Origin of the sequence: Mesorhizobium sp. M0664, assembly GCF_040320565.1 — a bacterium.
Classification (GTDB): Bacteria; Pseudomonadota; Alphaproteobacteria; order Rhizobiales; family Rhizobiaceae; genus Mesorhizobium.
In genome coordinates, this window is sequence record NZ_JAMYPW010000023.1 from 52677 (window position 1) to 72675 (window position 19999).

Annotated in this window: 23 protein-coding genes and 1 pseudogene; 9 read left to right on the top strand and 15 right to left on the bottom strand. The window is 60.0% G+C overall.

Translation table 11 applies throughout. The features are described 5' to 3' along the window. Positions 1–11: 11 nt before the first annotated feature. The 13 genes and pseudogenes from NKI39_RS20350 to NKI39_RS20410 all read right to left on the bottom strand — a co-directional run. Positions 12–287 (bottom strand): annotated as a pseudogene (locus NKI39_RS20350) (winged helix-turn-helix domain-containing protein); the annotation flags it as partial. A 253-nt stretch (positions 288–540) separates the two neighbouring features. After that, the gene (gene rlxS / locus NKI39_RS20355) at positions 541–2511 is read right to left on the bottom strand and encodes a relaxase/mobilization nuclease RlxS (protein WP_352833914.1); all 1971 of its coding nucleotides are present in this window, start codon (positions 2509–2511) and stop codon (positions 541–543) included. A 184-nt stretch (positions 2512–2695) separates the two neighbouring features. Then, positions 2696–3382, bottom strand: coding sequence for a lytic transglycosylase domain-containing protein (locus tag NKI39_RS20360; protein ID WP_352833917.1), 687 nt, complete (start codon positions 3380–3382; stop codon positions 2696–2698). Next, the gene (lepB, locus tag NKI39_RS20365) at positions 3370–3918 is read right to left on the bottom strand and encodes a signal peptidase I (RefSeq protein WP_352833919.1); all 549 of its coding nucleotides are present in this window, start codon (positions 3916–3918) and stop codon (positions 3370–3372) included. The genes NKI39_RS20360 and lepB overlap by 13 nt, the downstream gene beginning before the upstream one ends. Further along, a complete protein-coding gene (locus NKI39_RS20370; protein WP_352690181.1) occupies positions 3915–4184 on the bottom strand; it encodes a helix-turn-helix transcriptional regulator in 270 nt (89 codons plus the stop codon). The genes lepB and NKI39_RS20370 overlap by 4 nt, the downstream gene beginning before the upstream one ends. Before the next feature lie 151 nt (positions 4185–4335). Continuing rightward, a complete protein-coding gene (locus NKI39_RS20375) occupies positions 4336–4659 on the bottom strand; it encodes a DUF736 domain-containing protein (RefSeq protein ID WP_023672372.1) in 324 nt (107 codons plus the stop codon). Between the two features lie 545 nt (positions 4660–5204). Further along, positions 5205–6926: a ParB/RepB/Spo0J family partition protein gene (locus NKI39_RS20380; protein ID WP_352833922.1), complete on the bottom strand. Its 1722-nt coding sequence runs from the start codon at positions 6924–6926 to the stop codon at positions 5205–5207. A 77-nt stretch (positions 6927–7003) separates the two neighbouring features. Then, the gene (locus NKI39_RS20385; protein ID WP_352593336.1) at positions 7004–7423 is read right to left on the bottom strand and encodes a DUF2958 domain-containing protein; all 420 of its coding nucleotides are present in this window, start codon (positions 7421–7423) and stop codon (positions 7004–7006) included. A 14-nt stretch (positions 7424–7437) separates the two neighbouring features. Further along, positions 7438–7641: a hypothetical protein gene (locus tag NKI39_RS20390; RefSeq protein ID WP_352683952.1), complete on the bottom strand. Its 204-nt coding sequence runs from the start codon at positions 7639–7641 to the stop codon at positions 7438–7440. Next, positions 7638–8600, bottom strand: a complete 963-nt coding sequence (locus NKI39_RS20395; protein ID WP_352833925.1) for an ArdC family protein — start codon at positions 8598–8600, stop codon at positions 7638–7640. Before NKI39_RS20395 ends, NKI39_RS20390 begins: the two co-directional genes overlap by 4 nt. Positions 8601–9087: 487 nt before the next feature. Further along, complete coding sequence (locus NKI39_RS20400; protein WP_352468497.1) at positions 9088–9408, bottom strand: sunset domain-containing protein; 321 nt, start codon at positions 9406–9408, stop codon at positions 9088–9090. Between the two features lie 58 nt (positions 9409–9466). Next, on the bottom strand, positions 9467–9694 hold the full coding sequence (locus NKI39_RS20405) for a hypothetical protein (protein WP_352833928.1): 228 nt from the start codon (positions 9692–9694) through the stop codon (positions 9467–9469). A gap of 135 nt (positions 9695–9829) precedes the next feature. Beyond that, entirely contained in the window at positions 9830–10081 is a 252-nt protein-coding gene (locus NKI39_RS20410) for a helix-turn-helix domain-containing protein (protein WP_352833931.1), read from the bottom strand. 128 nt (positions 10082–10209) lie between these two features. Between NKI39_RS20410 and NKI39_RS20415 the strand changes: the two genes are divergently transcribed. Beyond that, positions 10210–10479, top strand: a complete 270-nt coding sequence (locus NKI39_RS20415) for a DNA -binding domain-containing protein (protein WP_352833934.1) — start codon at positions 10210–10212, stop codon at positions 10477–10479. Between the two features lie 95 nt (positions 10480–10574). On the opposite strand, the gene NKI39_RS20420 is transcribed toward NKI39_RS20415, so the two are convergent. Together NKI39_RS20420 and ubiM are read right to left on the bottom strand one after the other, a co-directional pair. Further along, entirely contained in the window at positions 10575–12482 is a 1908-nt protein-coding gene (locus NKI39_RS20420) for a putative bifunctional diguanylate cyclase/phosphodiesterase (protein WP_352833937.1), read from the bottom strand. A 299-nt stretch (positions 12483–12781) separates the two neighbouring features. Further along, positions 12782–13963, bottom strand: a complete 1182-nt coding sequence (ubiM, locus tag NKI39_RS20425) for a 5-demethoxyubiquinol-8 5-hydroxylase UbiM (protein ID WP_352833981.1) — start codon at positions 13961–13963, stop codon at positions 12782–12784. Positions 13964–14377: 414 nt separating this feature from the next. On the opposite strand from ubiM, the gene NKI39_RS20430 reads away from it, so the two are divergent. The 8 genes from NKI39_RS20430 (at position 14378) to NKI39_RS20465 (ending at position 19763) form a co-directional block, all read left to right on the top strand. Next, positions 14378–14743, top strand: coding sequence for a hypothetical protein (locus NKI39_RS20430; protein WP_352833939.1), 366 nt, complete (start codon positions 14378–14380; stop codon positions 14741–14743). After that, positions 14740–15030: a site-specific integrase gene (locus NKI39_RS20435; RefSeq protein WP_352833942.1), complete on the top strand. Its 291-nt coding sequence runs from the start codon at positions 14740–14742 to the stop codon at positions 15028–15030. Before NKI39_RS20430 ends, NKI39_RS20435 begins: the two co-directional genes overlap by 4 nt. Before the next feature lie 24 nt (positions 15031–15054). Next, on the top strand, positions 15055–15438 hold the full coding sequence (locus tag NKI39_RS20440; RefSeq protein ID WP_352833984.1) for a tyrosine-type recombinase/integrase: 384 nt from the start codon (positions 15055–15057) through the stop codon (positions 15436–15438). 315 nt (positions 15439–15753) lie between these two features. Then, on the top strand, positions 15754–15888 hold the full coding sequence (locus NKI39_RS20445; RefSeq protein WP_352692574.1) for a YHYH domain-containing protein: 135 nt from the start codon (positions 15754–15756) through the stop codon (positions 15886–15888). A 323-nt stretch (positions 15889–16211) separates the two neighbouring features. After that, positions 16212–16934 carry a helix-turn-helix transcriptional regulator gene (locus tag NKI39_RS20450; RefSeq protein ID WP_352833944.1) on the top strand — a complete coding sequence of 241 codons (723 nt, stop codon included), beginning with the start codon at positions 16212–16214 and terminating at the stop codon, positions 16932–16934. An 83-nt stretch (positions 16935–17017) separates the two neighbouring features. Beyond that, the gene (locus NKI39_RS20455) at positions 17018–17644 is read left to right on the top strand and encodes a hypothetical protein (RefSeq protein WP_352833946.1); all 627 of its coding nucleotides are present in this window, start codon (positions 17018–17020) and stop codon (positions 17642–17644) included. Positions 17645–17699: 55 nt separating this feature from the next. After that, positions 17700–19169, top strand: coding sequence for a tyrosinase family protein (locus NKI39_RS20460; RefSeq protein ID WP_352833949.1), 1470 nt, complete (start codon positions 17700–17702; stop codon positions 19167–19169). A gap of 180 nt (positions 19170–19349) precedes the next feature. Next, positions 19350–19763, top strand: coding sequence for a hypothetical protein (locus NKI39_RS20465; protein ID WP_352833951.1), 414 nt, complete (start codon positions 19350–19352; stop codon positions 19761–19763). Positions 19764–19999 lie beyond the last annotated feature (236 nt).

Sequence of the window (19999 nt, forward strand, 5' to 3'; positions counted from 1 at the left end):
ATTTCGACCAACTATGCGGATGCCGCCTCAGTCGATTCAAGAATGTAACCAATGCCGCGCACGGTCTTGATCCGTGGCGTTGCACCTGACCTACTCAGGTGTCCACGTAAGCGATAGATTCCGACTTCAAGCGCGTTGGCAGTTACCTCGTCGTTGAACGAATAGAGGTGATCTTCCAACTGCGCACGAGGCACGATGCGGCCTGCACGGATAAGCAGATGCTCTAGAATACATAGTTCGCGGCGTGCGATCTTCAGCGGATGACCCGCAACGGAAACCTGTCGGCCGGGACAATGCAGTTACCCCTGCCGCGCTTGACCATCAGGCACCGGGAAGAGTGCCGTGGTGGCGCAGGAGGGTTTTGGCTCAGAATCATGGAACACGATGAATCATCGCGGCGCATTTTGTAGAGCGAACGATAAGTCTTGCACGACCAGCCATTTATCCCTCGCGAGATCAATGCCGCGGGCAATTAGCAGGCGAACTCCGTCCGGACTGAGTACCTGTTTCAACGCGGGCAAAAGAAGTTGTGTAGCCATGTCACGAAATGCTTGGTCCGCTTCTCTGCCGGCCGATGGTCCATGAAATCCCCTCTGCACGCACGACGCCGGAAACCTCCTTGCCGATATGATGCTCAAGCACCGGCCGCCATGGCACCAGCGTGAACTCGCGCGATTTCTCGATGACAGCGTATTTTCCGCCGGCGAGCTCGACGGAGCGGCGGAGCGTGCCTTCTATTCGATCTCCACTCTGGGCTTCAGAATAGGGCAGACCGAGTTCGTTCGACAACTGGCCGGCCACGCGGTTCAACTCGCGTTGGCGCAGCATCGAAAGCATGTTGGCGCGATAGACGATCCGGTCCTGCTCTTCCCGAGCAAGACCTTGCGCAATCAGCCACTGCCGTCGGCGGCCTTGCGCCTCTCGGACATCGCGGCCGAAACCAGAGCTGTGCAAGGCCTCCGGTATGTCGGAAACCAGCTCTCGATCGAGCCAGGTGGCGCCGTCGAAGCTGACTTGTTGTTCCAGCGGCGTCGATGAGAGCTTGTCAACCGTGACAGGCTCGGCCCCGGCCCGCTGACGCTCGTAGTCAGACACACGGTCGAGATGATCCGGTGCGACGATCCAGGTGCCGTCCGGCTCGCGCTCGACACGACCGGTCGCCCGGCGGATCGCCTCCAGTCGCCGCGCGTGCGTTTCGGCAAAGCGTTCGGTGGCCGACGGGTCATGCTTGAGATGGATATCGATGCTGTAGCGCCCGTCATGGGCCGTGGCGATCTCGGCAATTGTGCGGTCGACTTGCCTTGGCCCGGTGTCCCTCGGCGTGACCCGCACTATGCAGCCCTCTGGCGTCGGTTGGGTGGCCTCGCCTTTGCCGATATCAACATAGTGGCTTTTGCCGTCCACGCCGTCGACGACGAGGTAATGGCGGTCAGTGATTTCGTCGGCCAGGCCGCGCGCAATGATGCGGCCGACGACAGGCTGCATCTGCTCTGCAGATCGATCATGGACAACATAGTCGGCGGCACTGCGGGCGAGCCCCTTGCCGGTCAGTTCGCGGTGCATGGTCTTGATGATGTCGCCCCGCTCGCCGATGCGGCGCAGCGTCGCTTCAAGCTCGCCATCAAGGCGCCAGCGGCCCGAGCCGACTTCCTCAGCCAGACCCATCCGCTCGAGCTTGCGCAGGCGGCCCTGGTGCAGCGTCTGGCGAAACGTGTCTCGGCTGGCCGGTGAGACATGCCCCTCATGGTCGCGCATGCGGAGCAGCTGCCGATCGATGTTGGTGAAGCGTTCCCGCTCCATTTCCTGGCGCAGGCGTTGCTCGATCTCGCGGTCCGTTCTCGGGCCAAGGTCGAGGCTGACCAGCTCCGCCGCCCGTTCACGGATTCCAGACGAGATGTAGTCCCGCGCGATGACGAGGTTTTCGTCGCGGTCGTCCTTGCCGCGGACGATAATATGGGTATGCGGATGACCAGTGTTGAAATGATCGACGGCCACCCAGTCGAGCCTAGTGCCGAGGTCTTCTTCCATCTGCGCCATGAGGCGCCGCGTGAGCGGCTTCAAGTCATCATACTCGATGCCGTCTTCAGGGGCGACGATGAAGCGGAACTGATGCCGGTCGCCATCGGCACGATCGATGAAGGCCTTGCCATCAACGCGGTCGCTGTCGGCGCTATAGAGCTCGCCAGGCTCGCCTTCGCGGGTGACGCCGTCGCGCTGGAGGTAGCGAAGGTGTGCACGTGCCCCGTCAACACCCTTGCCGGCCAGCTTGACGATACGCGCCTTGACGACGGCGCGCCGCTGCCGAAACGCCGCGTGGGGATCGCGCGCTCTGAGAACGGCGGCAGCAGCCCCGCCGCGCCCCGCCCGGCTTCCGATGAAGCGGCCAGGGCGACCGCTGCCGCCGCCGGCTCGGTTGATCGCGGCGCGGATCTGGCCGGCGAAACGCTTGCCTGCCTTCGAGCCGCGCGATCCGATTTTGCCCAGGCTCGGCTTGAACTCTTCATCCTGCATTGAGCCTCCTAGTAATCATAAGCAAAATCAGATGTTTGTCGGCAGCAGCTCTCCTGACGCTGAAGGCAGCCTCCGTGAAAAACGATGTGCAGACAAAGACTTCGCCGCCTCCGGGAGGCGATGCCTTTATCTTGCCTTCCCGGACCTGCCTCCCTGCCCCACCCGACCCACGGCACCCGTGCCCTCACCTGCGATCCGGCCGGCCTGACCTTGCTCGCTCCGATCCGAGCGGCACCACGATTTGGCCATTCGGATTGGTCGCGGAAACACCGTTTCGCAGGAAGAACAGCGACTGCCCGGACGGGATTTCCGGCGCTTTTCCGGAACGGGATTTGCCGGTGAACGCGTCCATGTCGGCGGCCGAGATCCCCGCCGCCTTGAGCTCTTCCAGATACGAAACCGTCTCGCTGGGCAGCGGTCGCCCACGCTGCAAATGCTGTTCGTAACGGTCCGGCCCAGCGTTATAGGCGGCAAACAGGCCGGGGAAGCCGAAGCGGTCATACATGGCGCGCAGATAGGCAGTGCCTGCCAGAATGTTGTCGCGAGGGTCGTGCGGATCGGCCCCCAGGCCAAGCTCTGCGCGCATCTCCTCGTAGGTGCCGGGCATCACCTCCATGAGGCCGACGGCGCCGGCGTGGGAGGCGATCGGCCGTCCATTCAGCTTTGTCTGCCCCCGGCTTTCGGCATCCATGACGGCATAAATCCAGGGCTGTGGAATGCTGAAACGCCGGCTTGCCTCAGCTACGTAGTGCTGCCATCTTGCCAGCTGCGGACCACGGGAGATGGCGGCCGGCTGAGCGTCGGTCGCGGCGGAACAGGCGCATGGCGCTATCGCGACCATGCCCAGCATCAGGAGGGTTACTCGGTCCATAGCGGCACGAGCCTCCCGGCAATATTTTCGGCCGGCACCGGCCCGAAATAACGGCTGTCGAAGGAGCGGTTTCTATCGTTGCCGAGCAGGAAAAACTCGTCGGCGGCGAGCTTGCGGCAGGCATTCCACCAAGGCAGCGGACGGTGCTGCGTGTCGGTTGCCAGCCGGCGCGCGACAATCTCGCCGCCGATGATGATGGCGTCGCCGAAGGCGCAGACATGCTCGCCAGGCAGCGCGGCAAGGCGCTTGACCAGCGGCACATTGCTGGGCAGATAGAAGCGTTCGGCGGCGAGATCGGCGACCGGTTTTGGCGGGCGGACGAGCACGAGATCGCCACGAGCCGGTGATCCGGACGCGAGGCGATAGAGGCCGACCGGCGCACTGGCCGAGGCGTTCCAGACCAGCCAGGGCGATGGGTTGTCGAAAGCGGCGAAGCCGATCAGGCCGAGGCCTATTGTGGCCACGGCGATCGTCTTGCGCGCCCGAATGCGCCGCAGATGGCTGCCGATCAGACGGATGGTGGGACGCCGGCTCATGAGCGGCCTCCCTCACCGGCCGATCCGGAATCGTGCTCGCCATCCTGGGACCGGGTCTCCTGCGCGCGTCCCTTCGACCAGTCGTCGAGCTCGTCGATGTGATAGCGGACATAGCGGCCGTGTTTGCGGAATTGCGGGCCACCGCCTTTGAGCCGCATCTTCTCCAGCGTGCGCTGGGACAGCCCGATATAGAAGGCGGCCTGCGCGGTGTTGAGAAACGGACTGCCCTTCTTCGCGCGGGCCGCGCGTTCGTTTTCGTCGTCCATGATGGTCCTCGTTTCGTTACGGACAAGCGAAGGCGAGGATCGGCGAGCGAGATCGTTTTGGGGACGGGCGAAGAGTGGGGGGCGAGTTTTCGCCGCCCCTTCTTGAGAAGAGCCCCGCGCCGGTTGCGGCGCGAGGCTCGAGGCAGGCGGTTCAGTCGACCGGGTTCCAGATGATGGCGTATGTGTCGTCATCATCCTGGCCGGCGGCGCGGCCGAGATTGGCGTAGAGCTTGCGCGGGCCGAACTCCGGGGCGGCAATCGACAGGCTCACATAGTCCTTGCCGGAGGTCTCGCCGGTGCGGATCCAGCCGGCCCCTACTTCGACCCCTTGCGTCAGCACCCGGAAGTCGGGATGGGTGTCGGCGCTCTTTGCCTGATTGGGCACGATGTCGATGTCGGCGCGGACGCTGAGCGTCTTGAGCTGGCCCTTGTAGCCGCCGTTTTCCTGTTTGGTGACGTATCCGATCGCGGTCATTTTCAGTCTCCTTTTTGGTGCTCGCCGGGGACCATTCCCCTGCGATGGCGAGACCGTGATGGGCGCGTCCGGACCGCGGAACCGGGACGGCCGCAGCGATAGCGGAGGACCCGAGCGGACAGCTTTTTTGAAGCGAAGCGGCGCGAGGAAGCCGCCGCAGGCGGCGGGGAAAAAAGCTGCTGGCGAGGGTTTCGGGCGGGCCGGATCCGCCCATAGGTCGTCAAGCCAGCCGCAGGGGAATGGTCCTGAGACACCATGGAGACAGGTGGCGCGATCGGCGGCACAAACGAGCAGGCGGCATTACAGGGCGCTGGCTGCGGGGGCTCTGTCGGCAACCGGATCAGTAATTGGCCCATGCGCGGAGCGCCTCGGCAAGCAACCCGGCGCGGTGCAGGGCTGCCGAAATGGGGGCGAGTTGGCGTCGGGATTTCTCGCGCGCGGCACTGGCTCGACAAGACGACCAATCGGCAGCCGGCGCGGCCCGGAGCGGCGCGCGCGACCTGAGCAGCGGTACTCGAGAGAACCGCCGCTCGGGCCCTGATCGACTATTCGCGCGCGAACAGCGGCTGCACTTGTGCCCACTGATCGGCGGTGCGGAAACCGCCGCGACTGGTGTAGCTTTCGGCGGGGAATTTCATCCAGCGCGGCAGCCAGGTCTCGACCCTGAGGCGGCCATTCTCGCCCGCCAGGAAGTCACGGATGATCTTCTTTTGCGTCTTGACCTTCTCGGCGACATTGCCGTCCGCGACCAGCTTGCCGCCGACCTCGGCCAGCATCGAATTGGCGATTTCCTTGTCGTGCAAGAGGTCGAAGAAGGCATCGTCCGGTTGCCACCATGCGCCCATATCGACGTTCAGATGGTTGCCGAGCGCCTCGATGACGGCGCTGCCGGCTGCAAGCGTCTCGGCCATGACAAGGGTGAGAACGCGCATGACATCGTCGTCGCACAGCGCCAAGAGGCGCGCGAACACGCCGGCGATAGCAAAGGCGTCGCCATTGCCGCCGGCGACCACGCCATCCGCATCCGGTGATCCGAGCAGGGCCAACACTTCGCGCCGCTTTTTGCCGAATGCAGCTTCAGCCTTGCAGCCGGCAAGGCTGGCAGTCACCGTCTCGTTGACTGCGCGCTGTGGCTCACGGCGCACCTGCCACAAGCCGGACCCGGTGATGGCGTGAGCCACCACGAGGCGCAGCGCCACGGCGGGATGGTCGAGCATGGCGGCGCGCACGGCGGCATGGCGATGCAGATCGATATAGTTCTGCATCGGGCCGGTGAGTTCGGGGCGCGGCGGCTTGGCGGCTGTTTCGTCTTGCTCGCCGCCCTCGCGGGCGCGGCGGGCTTGCTTGTGTGACAGCCAGCCCTCGTGACACTCGACCTCGCCGCGATACGTGACCGCGATGAAGACCTTGCCGCCCTTCTTCTTCGGGGTCTTCTCGTGGTCCCATCGGTGGAAATATTGGCCCGGTTCCAGCAGCACCACCTCGCTCCAGCCGTCGTTGAGATATGTGTCGCGTCTGGTGGCAATCGCTTCGTTCTGCTTTTGCCAGAACAGGTCGGCATCGGCGAAATAGCTGTCCTCGCCGAACAGATCCGAGGTGATCAGGCCGGGATACTCCTCGATGGCAAACAGCGCCACCTTGGTGGAAATCGACTGGCCGCCGAACAGCCATTGCTTCAATTGAAAGCCACGCGGCGCGTATTGATCGGGATCGGCACAGAGTGCCAGCCAGTCCTTCTGCTGCGCCTTGGACGCCATGGTGAGATGGCGCACCGTCTCGGCGTCGATCTCCTCGCGGCGATAGGCTTCGCGGATTTTGGGCAAGAGGTCGCCAAGCGCCAGAATGCGTTTGACCTTCAGGTCAGTGATGCCGAAGGTCGCAGCGATGTCGGGAACGGTGCGGCCTTGCCTGACGAGCCGCGAAAACGTCTCCCATTGCGATACTTCGTCAGGATCGAGGCGGGCGAGGTTTTCGATCAGCGAAGCTTCCAGCGCATCGGCGTCATCACCGTCCTCCATGATGGCGCAGGGCAAGGGATCGCCTTCGCCGCGCTCGTCGGCAAGCGATTTCGCGGCGAAATAGCGCCGCCTGCCGGCAACGATCTCGAAGGTTTCCGGCTGGCCATTGGGCCGCACAAGGAGAGGCACCAGCACGCCGCGCGCACGCACTGACGGCAGGATGTCGGATATGTCGGGCGCGCGTTTTCCATGGCGCATGTTGAGCGCGGAAATATTGAGCCAATCCAAGGGTATGTGGGCAAGCTGCATGGTTACTCTCTTTCGCTTTGGTTGAGGTTGTCCCGCCGCAGAGGCCGAAGGCCGGCGGGGCGGGACGGTTTTTGCGCCTATCGGCGCTGCTGTTCCGCCGTGTCGGGCGGAAGCTCGGAATGGGGCTTTGAAAGGGCGTCTGCTGCCTGCCGCAGAAGTCGCTCGGCCTCGGTGATGTGGCCGCAAATACGGGCGGCTTCGGCATAGACGGAAAGCGGAAAGCGCGCCTGGAAATGCAGGTCGCGCTCTATGCCGAGGCCAAGCGGACCTTTTACGGATGCAAGCTCGGCCAGACTGACGCTGCCGAGTTCGGGGAAGCCGAAGCCGAGATCGCAAAGACCGAACAGCGTGTCGCCATCGGCGTCGAGTTCGCTCAGAAGCCACGTCGCGGCACCTGTGGGATTAAACAGTTTCACAACGGGAAAATGGTCGATGTCGGCGTCGGCGGCGCCATTGGCGAGCAGTCGTGCGCGCAGTGGATCGGTGATCAGGATCATGGAAAGACTCCTTGTCAGAACAGGTCGAGTTGATTTCTGCTGGCTTCATCGAAGAGGCCGATATCGAGCGGCTTTTGCGCCGCGCGCGGAGACATCGGCGCGTCCATCAGGAGGGTGAGCCGATCGCGCGTGGTGATCCGCCGGCCACCGGGAATGAGCATCTGCTCGCCTTGCGGCGTCGGCTCGGTCGCGGTCAGTTGAGGATCGCGCATCGTCATGCCGCAATGCCTTCCTGCGCCTCGCTTTTGGCATCGTCCTTAAAGCCAAACAGGAAATCGGCGGCCTTGGAGGCAAGACTGGCGGCACGGAAGATCGCGCGGTTGTCCTCGCGCAGCACCTTCAGCCATGAGCTGATGTAATCGGCATGACGCACGGTCGGCTCGATACCGAGGTTGCTGCAGACGAAGGCGGCAGTGATTTCGGCGACCAATTCTTCACGCGCGTAAGCCTTGGAGCTGAACGAGCCGGAGAGGTCGCGAGCAAGCCGCGTTGGGTGGCCGGTCCAGTGGCCAAGCTCGTGAAAGCAGGTCCGGTAATAGTCGATCTGGTGATGGAACGCCGGCTGCGGCGGCACCTGAATGTGGTCGCTGCCCAGCATGTAGAAAGCGCGATCGCCGCCGACCCTGAAATCCGCACCGCTGGCGCGAATGAGCGTCTCGGCCTGCGGCACGATCTCGCACTGAGGCAGCGGCTCGGCGGCGGCATAGAGGTCTTCCGGAAGATTATCGCACTGCGCGACATTGAAGACGGTGAAGCGCTTCAAAAAAGGCACGGCCTGTGGTTCATCGCCCTCGTGGCGTGCGCGCTCCTTCTCGTCCTTGGGGACAAAGCGGTCGGCATGCACGATGGTCGTGCCGCGCTCGCCCTTCCTGACGTTGCCGCCAAGGACGAGCGCCTGCCGGAAGGTGAGCCAGTTCTGGCTGGGATAGCTGCGCTCGATGACCGCGCCCCACAGGATGAGGATATTGATGCCGGAATAGGTGCGCCCAGAGGATGCATTCCTGGGCAGGCCAAGGCCTGCCTTTGCGCTGCCCCATGGCTTGACCCATGGCACGGTGCCGCGCTCCAGCTCGGCAATGATGCGGTCCGTGATCTCCTGATAAAGGCTGGCGCTGGGGCGCCCGCCCTTGCCTGCGCCAGCCTCTGTGCTGGCACAACGCTTGCTGTTTGCATGCATCGTCTCATCCTCCGCTCGCCAATCGCCGCGCCTTTCCCCGGAAGCGGGATGGGCGGCGAGTCGCGACCGGAAAGGCCCGCCGTGGTAGGCGGACCGCATCCGAAGGACCGGAACGAAGAGGAGGACCCTGAGCGGCACGCGAAGGGTTGCGGGCTGCCGCGGCGGGCCTAGAAGGGAGTGCCGCCCACCCCGCGCCACCGGGAAAGGCCAACAGACAAACCGCGCCGCCCGCAAGGGCGGCGGCCGTCGCAGCCCGAAGGGCTGCCCACGCCAAGGGGCGAAGCCGAATGGCCGAGACCGCCTGAGCTTGCCGAAGAAAAGCGGGCTCGGTTCACGAGCACCTGGTGCGCGTCGTCAGGCGCGCGGGCGCCCGCCAGGACGGCAGGCTGGACAGATTTTTCGAACGGATCGCGATAAATACTTCAAATGAATGCTGCACCGAAAACATGTGCGATGCAGCATTTTCGCAAGCATTTACCACGGACGCTCAGACCCGAGACTTCCGCCACCCAGCCTTGCGCGCGGCTTCCTCCGAACAAAACCAGCGCTCGCCTTTCAACAGGTTGATGCGCGTCTCCCAGTAATATTCCTGTCCGGGAACATGATAGATGCGCTCGCCCGTGTTGTAGCTGATATTGGCTTTGATGTTGCAGCCGAGAGCGGCAGGGCCGATTTCGAAGGCAAGAAAGCCAGCCAGGATTGTTCCACCAGCAACGATCTTTGCCCACAACGGAACGTCCTTCGAACGATGGCGCTCGCCGTACCTGCGACGGTTGTACCGATTGTCTTGATAGCGATGGTTGCCCACGCCCCTTCTCCCCGAAGAGAGAATGCGACGTTTGCAGACTGGAGTCTATAAGTCTGGTCTAATTCACCGGTCCTGTTCCGAACCATCGAATGAACGGCGCATCCTTACCGGTGATATCCTTCACCGTCTTCAACAGCGCTTCATGGGTGCGTTGGAGAGCCCGGTAATGGTTGCTGGTAGGTGATAGAAGCGGCTGGACGATGCTCTGGTGCAGCCGTTCCGCCTCCGCGAGAAAGCGCTCGATTTCAGCCTGTGAAAGCTGCTTGGAAAGTTTGGTCCTAGCCATTGCGATCTCCGTTGAGGAATCGCCCCACCTAGGATTATGATCCTATATCGGCATGGCTTGGTAAAGACCCACCCGCAGCGGAATGGCAACTTGCCGAAGAAAAGCACGCTCGGTTCACGGTACCGGCGCGAGCCGTTAGACGCGCAGGCGCCCGTTAGGCCGCAGGCTGGACAGAATCTCGCACGGATCAGCGTCAAGCGCCGCAGTTAAGTCGAGAAACTCGATGACGTCGAGACGCCGCTCTCCACCTTCGTACTTGGCCACGAAGGATTGGGGACGATCAAGCTTCTCGGCCACCTGCGCCTGAGTCAGGCCTTTGGCCTTGCGCAGGGAAACCAACTGGGCCAGAAACCGCTGGTGGCGGGGCGATCGAAGAGATTTGGGCATGTAGGCGAACCGGTCGGGTAAAGACCGGATCAGCGACTAATCCCGGTTTCGGATTATCCCATTTTGGGATATGCTGCGTTGCATCCAGCGCTCAACAGCCGAGGCTCGCAACAGGCATGAATCGATCAATGGGAACAGATGAAAGTCGAAGCTCAACTCTGTGCGACGAAGTCCCCTGGTCGGAGAGCCTGACGGCCTACGACAGGGAGCATTTCACGATCTACCTGCGGATCCTGGATGCCTGCGCCGACAATGCCAGCGAAGAGGAGATGGCCGATCTCATTCTCGGCATCGACCCGGCCCTTGAACCGGTCCGCGCCCGCAAGGCTCTTCGCAGCCATATCGACCGTGCGAACTGGATGGTGACGACCGGCTACAAGGAACTGTTCGCGGGCTGACGCACAGCACGGACTGTCATGCTCTTCAAACAAGGAAGTTCAGATACCCGCCATTCATGAGCGCACGGCCGCGAGAGACGGCGCGGCGGGAGCGGTCACAACTGGTTCGCGTGCTGTTTGACTGCCATTTCCAGTGCTTGGCTCAGAGGCACAGCCTTGGAGAACAGGAAGCCTTGAGCGGTTCGGCAGCCAAGCTTGTGCAGGGTTTGCCGATCCGCCTCTGTTTCGACGCCCTCGGCCATGACCTCGATCCCGAGCATGTTACCGAGATCGATGACCGATTTGACAAGCAGTCGGTCCTCTCGGGACTTGGCCAAGCCGCGAATGAAGCCCTGGTCTATTTTCACCTTGCGTATCCGACTGTCCTTGAGCGATGCCAACGTAGAAAAGCCGGTGCCGAAGTCATCGAGCGCGATGGAAATGCCCGCATGTGAAAGCCGTCCGAGCTTTTCATCCACTCTGTCCGGGTCAACCGGGGATTCTTCGGTAATCTCGATCTCGAACATCGTTGCAGGGAGACCTCTTGCCGCCAGACCATCCAGAACCATGTCGTCGATATCGCCGGCTTCCAGTTCGCGCGGTGAAACATTCATCGCCACACGGAGATCACGACAGTCAGCTTTCACCAGGCCGTCGATAAAAGCACAACAGTCGGCGAATACGGTTTGCGTCAGCAGCTGAAGCATTCCGGTTTCGCGTGCAGCTGTGATGATTTCGGGTGGAGAGATGGCACCATGAGTCGGATGGGACCACCTCAGCAAGGCTTCAAAGCCGACCACAGCCTCGGTGTCGAGTTTCACGATCGGCTGGAACCAAGGTTGCAAGCTTCTCGTCTTTATCGCCGAATGAAGGTCCCGTTCGACGGACTGGCGGCGTTGCAGTTCCCTGTCGAGTTCGGCATCGAACAGGCAAAATTCGTTCCTGCCACGACGCTTGGCCGTATAAAGGGCGATATCCGCCCGCAACAACATTTCGGTCAGGCCCGGGCTTTCCGCCAGGTATATTCCTATTGATGCCCCGACCCGGACGGACGCGACCTCGATATAGGGGCGGGCAATTTTGGCTATGATATTGGAGGCGAGATCACTGGCAGAAAGCGAAACCCTCGTTGAGGGAAAAAACAGCACGAATTCATCGCCGCCGATACGAGCGAGCGTTGAGCCTTCCGGTGCTTCCTCCTCTATGCGGCGGGCGATCCTGACAAGCAGTTCATCACCGGTCCTGTGACCGTAGGTATCGTTGACGGATTTGAACCCGTCCAGATCAATCAGCATTGCCACGAAGGGGCTATCCGCGGTCTCGAACCGTCCGATAGCGTGTTCGAGGCCACGCCTGTTGAGAAGGGCCGTCAGGTGGTCCTGCCTGGAACTGGCCTTCATCTCCGCCGCAAGCCGCTCGGCCTCATGCCTCAGGCGGCTCGCTTCGCGGAACCGTGCTTGCCCGACAAACGAAGCTCGAACCAAGCCGCCCATGAAGAGCAGAACGGTAAAAGCCAGAATGTAGTCTTCAAAATTGCCTTTCGCCAAAAGGCAACCCACCGTGATGAGGAGCGGAGGTGTGATGAAGTTGGTCGCCGCCGCGGCATACGAACTGCCGTATGTAACCGCACCAGCTGAAATGCCCGCCAGAATGACCAGATGCAGCGGTGCTTGAGGTGTCGTGTATCCAACAGTCAGGACGGCCAGGAAGGACCAGGCAAACCCTGCCAGAAGGGCAAGGATGCCAAACCAGCGAAGCCGCGGCAAAACCCCCACTAAACCGTCATGGCGCCCCGTTTCCTTTAGCTGATAACGCGCGAGTGCAAGGCGGGCGGCATTTATCGCATTGACGGCCAGGAACCAGATTGCAGCGGCAAAGCCGCTGCCAGAAAGGGCGTGCACCGTCAAAATCAGGCCTGACAGGATAGCGCTTATCGGCATCGACACGAAGAGGCCGGTCCTCAGGTCAGCAAGCTGATCCTGACGGATTTTGGCCTCCAGCGTGTCTACTTTCTTCGGGGCCATGGACGGACCGGCTTGCTCCCATCGTTGTTCGCGAGGACAAGCTTACGCAGGCCCACTGAAGGACGGGTTAACTATCCAGCGGGGCTAACCAGTGCGCTCACCATGTCTTCGGGGCGCACGTCTGCTCTTGGCCTTGCCGTCTGACCATCAAGCTCTTGCCCGCACGCGTGCCTTGATCCGAATCATCCCAGAATCGGCAACGTCACCATGGAAGCAGCCCTGCCAACGGCATCAACGCGCCCGGCGAGACAAAAAGCCGGGCCGAGATAGCGTTCCAGAGCGGCAGCGCTGCCTGCGATTCACCGCCTGAGCATGGCCGAAATGCCATGGCGGATAAAGGGAAGATATTGGGCAAAGCGAAGCCCTGCATGTCTTGCAAGCCGTGCCGCCGGGTGCTCGCCTGAGTAGAGAGCGACAAGTGCATTCGTAGCATGATAAAGCGGTGCCGCCGACAGACGCAGCCGGCTTTCGTATCTGCCGAGTATGTCGGGATCAGCAATGTCGCGGCGCTCGCGACATGCCGCCAGGATTCTATCGGCGAGTTGCTTCTGGCCACTGAGGCCGATGTTGAAGCCATGCGCGGTCACCGGGTGCATGCCGAGGGCAGCATCGCCGATCAGTGCCGCACTCGGAGCCCAGAACTTGTGCGCCCAGGTCGTGACCAGCGGATAGGTATGGCGGGTGCTTGCCAAGGTCATCTCTCCGAAGCGTCCTCGACACCGGCTCGTCGATTCCATGAGGAACAAATCGTCGTCGAGAGCAAGCAGTCTGTCGGCCTCGCTTGAGCGCAACGTGAGAAGCAGCGACGAGACGCCTTCCATGAGCGGCAACATCGCTATCGTCTGATGGTGATCGAACCATTCGACCGCGATCTGGTGATGGGCGCGCTCGTGCCTCACTCGGCAAATCAGCATGGAGTTGCCAAGCCGATTGATGTCGGCGCCAATGCCGAGCAGGTCACGCGTCGCGGACAAACGCGAATCCGCTGCAACGAGCAGCCGAGCGGCCAATTGCCTGCCATCACAGAGCGTTATGACTGCTTCTTTGTGGCTGGTTGTTGCATTGACGACCGAGCGGCCGCACAGCAGCTGGGCATGATCCTGGAAGTGGACAATCTTGAACAGGGCGTCGCGGATCCGACAATTTGGGACCAGAATTCCGAGTGGTTCCGCAGATCCGCTGGGAGAATCGAAGCACAGGGCGAAAGGGCTCGATCCGTTGAGCACACGCGCGCCTTGAAGTGGTGATTTGTCCGAAGCGGGGATGATATCCCAGGCGCCGAGCTCGCGAAGGATTCCAACCGAAGCGTGGGTCAGCGCGATCTCGCGACCGTCGAAAGCCGGATTCGCCAGGCTTTCGAGCGACTGCCGTTCAACCACTGCCACCTTGAGTCGGCTCTGGGCAAGCGATGCGGCGAAGGAAAGTCCGACCGGCCCGGCTCCGACGACAATGATGTCGAATGTATCGACAGAGCCGGCCATCAGCGTGCCGCCATTGCCTCGGCTATCTGCGATACGAAGGGCTCTGGAACGCATCGCAATCGATCCACGGTTTGCGGCCATCTCCCCCAGCGTCTCACGCGACCTGTCCGTTAGACATGCGTTTGCCCTTGAAAGATTGGTCGATGAAACCATGCCAATGAAGAGATAACCCTGATGTGGATCAACCAGGCTCAACAAAGGCGGCAAGGCGGGTTCACGGTCGACTGCTCGATCGCCACGCCATGGTCTGGTCAGGACATCATGGGTGCCACGGCTAGTCTATGATCTTGATTTTTCAGCATTTTTTCTTAACATCAAATCGTTAGACCCTGCCGAGGGCACACGAATTTACGACAGAATACGACCCTTTTCGCCACCTTTCGATCCCTCAGTGCACACGGAGCGCACACGAAATTGGCCACCTATACGAAACTCTCGTCCGGCTCCTGGCGTGTCCAAATCCGTCGCAAGGGTCGATACGTCAGCGAGACCTTCCTGCGTCGGGACGATGCACGGCGGTGGGCAACCGATGCCGAGCGCCAAATCGATCGTGGTGAGGCACCGAGCAAGTCCCGTGTAGCGCGACTAAAAACTTTCTGCCAACTCATCGACCTTCATATCGACGACATGTGCGATGTAGGCAAGTCCCCTCTCCGCTCCAAGGCTGCAGCCTCGATATGCTGCGAAGGCATCTTGGGAAGTGCAGCATCGCGGCCCTCGATCGAGAACGGCTCATTCGCTTTGGTCGTGATCGAGCCGCCCAAGGTGCCGGACCGATGACTCTCGGTATCGACATCGGCTTTGTAAAGCTCATTCTGGCTCATGCCGCTGCGGTGCACGGTCTGCCAGTCAAGGTGGAACCGGTTGATCTCGCGCGTATTGCCCTAAAGAGGCTTGGTCTCGTTGGGAAAGGTCATCAGCGCGACAGGCGGCCAACCCAAGATGAACTCGACAGGCTTATCGCTTACTTCGATGCAAACCCTCGTCAGATCGCACCGGTTAGCCAGATCATACGTTTCGCAGTCGCAACTGCGATGAGTCAAGAGGAGATCTGTAAGGCGCGGTAGTCCGACATGGTCACTCGCACGCGGATGCTTCTAATCCGTGACCGGAAAGACCCGCGAAACAAAAACGGGAACAATCAGCGCATACCCCTATTCGCGGCAACTGGATACGACGCATGGGCCATCGTCGAGGATCAGCTGGCCAAGCGAAGCAATGACGATGATCGAATTTTCCCATTCAATCATAGGTCAGTCGGCACCGCATTCCGTCGAGGGTGCGCTGACCTGGACATACGCGACCTTCATTTTCACGATTTGCGGCACGAAGGAACGAGCCGCCTTTTCGAAGCTGGGTTCACAATTGAACAGGTAGCGCTGGTCACAGGGCACAAGGATTGGAAGATGTTGCGGCGCTATACGCACCTGAAGCCGGAAATGCTTCGCGCTATCCAAGCGGCGAAGGCTACATAGTTGACTGAGTGGCGGTATCAGTCCGCAATCGCGTACGATCGACTGAACGCATTGGCTAAAAACGGCAAAATACAAACGCCAACGCATGAAGATATCCCCCGGCACCTAACCAGATCATGCACCCTTTGAATTTTGTTGTCGAATTTGCCGGCGAACGGGCTTGCACGCAATCTTCCCCGGATGCTGGCCAGTTTTTGCTCACAGACACGGAAAACAATTCGGACCCCCTGATCTGCTTGCGTTCCATTTCCAAAACATACAGTTGTGCCGGCGCGGCAATAGTGGTTTTTTGTCAAAATTACTTGGGAAAGCATAATGAAAATAGCGATTTGGGCTGCGTTCGGAGCTTTTACATTGACTTTTGCAACCAACGGCCTTGCACACGGCGGTGGCACTGATGCCAACGGGTGCCATACAAACCACAAGACTGGCGAGTATCACTGCCACTAGTTTCCGGCCGACTGTGTGATTCACACGGGCGGGGCGTGCGTGCGCACGCGCGCGGCGATCTGCAATGGTTGTCGCCTTCCTGAGGGGATTGCAGATGCGAATTCGAAAAGGCTCGTCACGATCTCGCCCGTGACATCGGTGCACGCGCTGCCAAACGGCGGGATTGACAAAGGTACCCGCTACCAGCTGGCGAACCACTTGGAAATAACACAGTCGCTACTGTTAAACGATTAAATAGTTGCTAGAGAAACGCCCGTCACTAATAGTATGTTTGCGTCAGCTAAATTAGTTTGGCTGCGTCGCAGAGCAGGCGGGTGGCGTCGATGATCGACTCGGATGTGTTCGAATTCGTTGAGCGTTGCAGAACGCACACCGCGCCTGGCCCCCTTCTGACTGACTTGCTCCAAACAGTGCGAAATCTCGGATTCGAGCACCTCATCCTGAGCGGCGTTCCGCTTGGTGGGCAGAAACTTGCCCCCATGGTTGAGCTCAATGGGTGGCCCAAGGGCTGGTTTGAGCGGTACGTAGAAGCTGAATACGCGGCAGTTGATGGAGTTTGCATCTATTCCGCAAAGACCTTGAAGCCATTTCTTTGGGCCGACGTCCCAGCGAAGTGGTCCGAGTCAACGGCGTCGCGGCATGTTGCGGGTGAGGCCACTGAGTTTGGCATTTCGAGTGGTTTTGCCGTGCCGATGCTGAGTGTCCACCATTGGCAATCAGTGCTGTCGTTTGCCTCTTCAGCGAAGGTCTGCTCTCTCTCGCCGCGGGAGGAGGTACAGCTGGTCACCATGGCGGTCTACGCCGGTATGACAATCCAAGCAATATCGAATGTTGACGAGGTCGATGAAGGGCTCCTGACCGAGCGCGAGAAGGAGGTGCTATTATGGGCCGCCGCCGGCAAAACCTCATCCGAAACATCCCAAATTCTTGGTCTGGCAGAGCGAACTGTCAAATGGCACGCCACAAGAGCTCGCGAGGCTTTCGGTGTCGCCACGACTACGCAAGCAATCGTTGAGGCGGTGCGCAGGCGCATGATTCATCCCTAATTTGAGTCAACTGTCCGATCGGACAGGTGACGGACTTGAGGCCGGCTGCGAATGATTGGTAAAGACCAGCCGGGGGACGCGCTATGATTGCCGCTCACGTCGTCAACAGTCGTGAAGACCATCTCTCCAAAAACATCGTGCAACGACGAGGCGACTATCGCGTGCGTCGCAAACGCTGGCTTTCTTGTGCGCGGCGCGCCACCTCAGAGCGCGTTCGATTTTGGCGCTTCGTGTTGGCGCTTTTGATGAGCGTGGGCATCGGAATTGGCGGACTGGCCGCAGCGCCGAATTCGCCTCAGGACATTACAGGAAAATGGACATACCGCAGCTTCCACAACAACAAGAATCTCGTAACCGACAATGACCAGACGGCTCTTGGCCTCTTTTTCGCGGAGGCTACTTTTACGTTTGACGTTGCCGCTGACAACACACTCACGGGAACAATCGACTGGAGCGGCGGTGGCCTGGATCTCCATGGAAGCGTCCAACCAGCTGCATCCGGCGCGCCCCTGACGGTTCAAATCGTCGGAATGGGACGGGCCGGCACAGCCACCCAAGATTGGGAATATGATTACTTCGGATACTTGGCGCATACCTGGCCACAAGGGGTGGGACAGGTTCCCGCTCTGGTCGGGAGCGTCATAAGAGCCAAGCCGCACAATGGTGCGCCTGCGGGCTATGTAGCCTCGTTCATAGCAGTCCAACAGTGACGACCAATCGACATGAATTCATTACACCCGCAGCAATCAAGGGAAGGGGTCACAAATGCTCACTCGTCGCAGTTTCCTGGCGGCCACGGCAGTTGGTGTAGCGGCGCCGGCAATTCTCCGCTATCGACCAGCTTGGTCAGCAGCGTCTCGCGTTCGCCGCAATGCCTCTACCATGGCGCCTACCGATCCCTTCTTTTCTGATTATGCGCAAGCCATCCAGGCCATGCACGAGTTACCCGTGAGCGACCAACGCAACTGGCGAAATCAGGCACTGATCCACATACGCCACTGCACCCACGGCGTTACTGATTTTACGCACTGGCATCGATGGTATCTTTCATTCTTTGAGCAGATTTGTGCAAAGCTGATTGGCAAGCCGGATTTTGCGCTGGCGTATTGGGATTGGGAGGAGAGCAATAGCAAAGTTCCAGATACCTTCTTCGACATTTCGCAACTCAATGTGGTCCACTGGAGCGATCAATCAAACGAGCAATCCGACAATTGGGGACCAGGTGAAGTAACCACTGTCGGTGCACGCGGGATTGCCAGGGGGCAGACTATGACGTCGATCCCGCAGTTCGCCAATTCGTTCCTGAAATCCACTTTGGACGGTATTCGCAGTCAGCCCGACTTCGAGATATTCACCGGCCTGCTCGAGGGGCAACCGCACAACAACACTCATGTGGCTGTGGGATCTCTCCACGGTGCAAAGGGCCACATGGGCAGCGGAATGTCTTCTCTTGACCCCATATTCTGGCTCCACCATTGCAATATCGATCGCATTTGGGCCGAATGGCAGGCTGTCGGAAATACTTCTGGGGACCCGAACAACACGTATCCCGACAGCTTTTATGATGCGGATGGCAAGGCAGTCAGTAATACCACGTCGAAGGGCGCGCTGTCGCTGGGATCGTTTGACTACATTTATGATACGATAGAGCCGGCGGTGATCGAACAAATTTCCGCGAAACTCGATCTACAGAAGTTCGACGTGGGTGGAGACTCGTTGCTCTCGAAGCTTAATGTGACCATTCCCATGTCCATAGGGTCAGCTGCCTCTTCAGGTCCCGCGCTGCCAAACATCGAAAGAGCAGTCGATGTGAAGGTAAACGATTTGGTCAAAGTTCTATCAGATGTGCGAGTCTTCTACGCACCCGAAACGTCCCTTAAAGCAATCGAGCCGAGCCGCATCATTGCACGCATAGAAGGCGTTGAAGTTCCTCAAAACACCGATATGACCGTAGGGGTGTTCGTGAATTGTCCCTATCTCTCACCTGAAACGCCAACTGACGACAAGCTTTGCGCAGGTGTGTTCAGCTTTTTCGGGCCCGGCGGAGCGCATGCGCATCACGGCGGCGGAAGAAATGTCTACATCGACTTGACCGACGCCTTGCGGGGTGTCGCCTCGCAAGGCCGTCTGGCCGAGGATGGCTTCAAAGTCCAATTGATGGCTGTTCCTATTGCTGAGGGTGTTCCCGCAGACGCCCGTATCCCCTTCAAGGGTGTTACGATCCTATCGGCCTGATTTCAGCCCAAATTATGGGGCGTAAAGGGCTATGGAGCTGCGGTCGAAATGCCAAGATGCCTCTTGAGTTCTTGGATCAATGGTCGAGCCATTGGAATGATGGCGTTGATATCGTCTGCAGCCGTCCTTGTGGGGGCTCCGACAAACTTGGCCGCTTGCCAGCAGGTCTCCGAGTCAACTGTGGATGGCGTTGATTTCTTGGGACCGAACATCGCAACCGATCGGCGTGCAGTTGTATTCCCTTTGAAGGGGGTTGAGGCAAAAGTCCTGACGTCGGGGGTAATCACGATAAAGGTCAGCTTCCGGCCACTTAGGGTCGATCCGGAAGAGCAGTTGCTGCTCCAGGTGCAACTGACAGACAAGCCGGTTTCCGATGTTCGTATTACAACGGATGCGGTCTCCCCGAATGCATCTGGGTCGGCCTTCTATAAACCACTGATCGTGGGTGAAACGCGGGAAGTGTTTCTCTCCTTGCCAGCTTGGAGATTTGCCAATCCGCCGAACGCTGCTATCGTCGCGATGGTCTTGTTAGGTGACAGATCCGCCCCAATCAATTCGGCAATAGAAATCCTTTCCGTTGACGTTCTGACCTGAAACCCACTGCGCCGTGATTGCATGAAAATATCGAGCTGTTTGCATTCTGGGTGGCAGCTCTAGCGTCACGGGATCCAAGAAGCCTACCTACCCCAATTCTTGTGCTTGTGGTGACCTGGTTGAGAGGCAATGACATCGCCCGGCACCGGGCTTTAGCGCGTACCGATTGAGTCAACTGTCCGATCGGACAGGTGACGTATTTTAGGCGCGCTGCAACTATCCCCAGACAACGATCG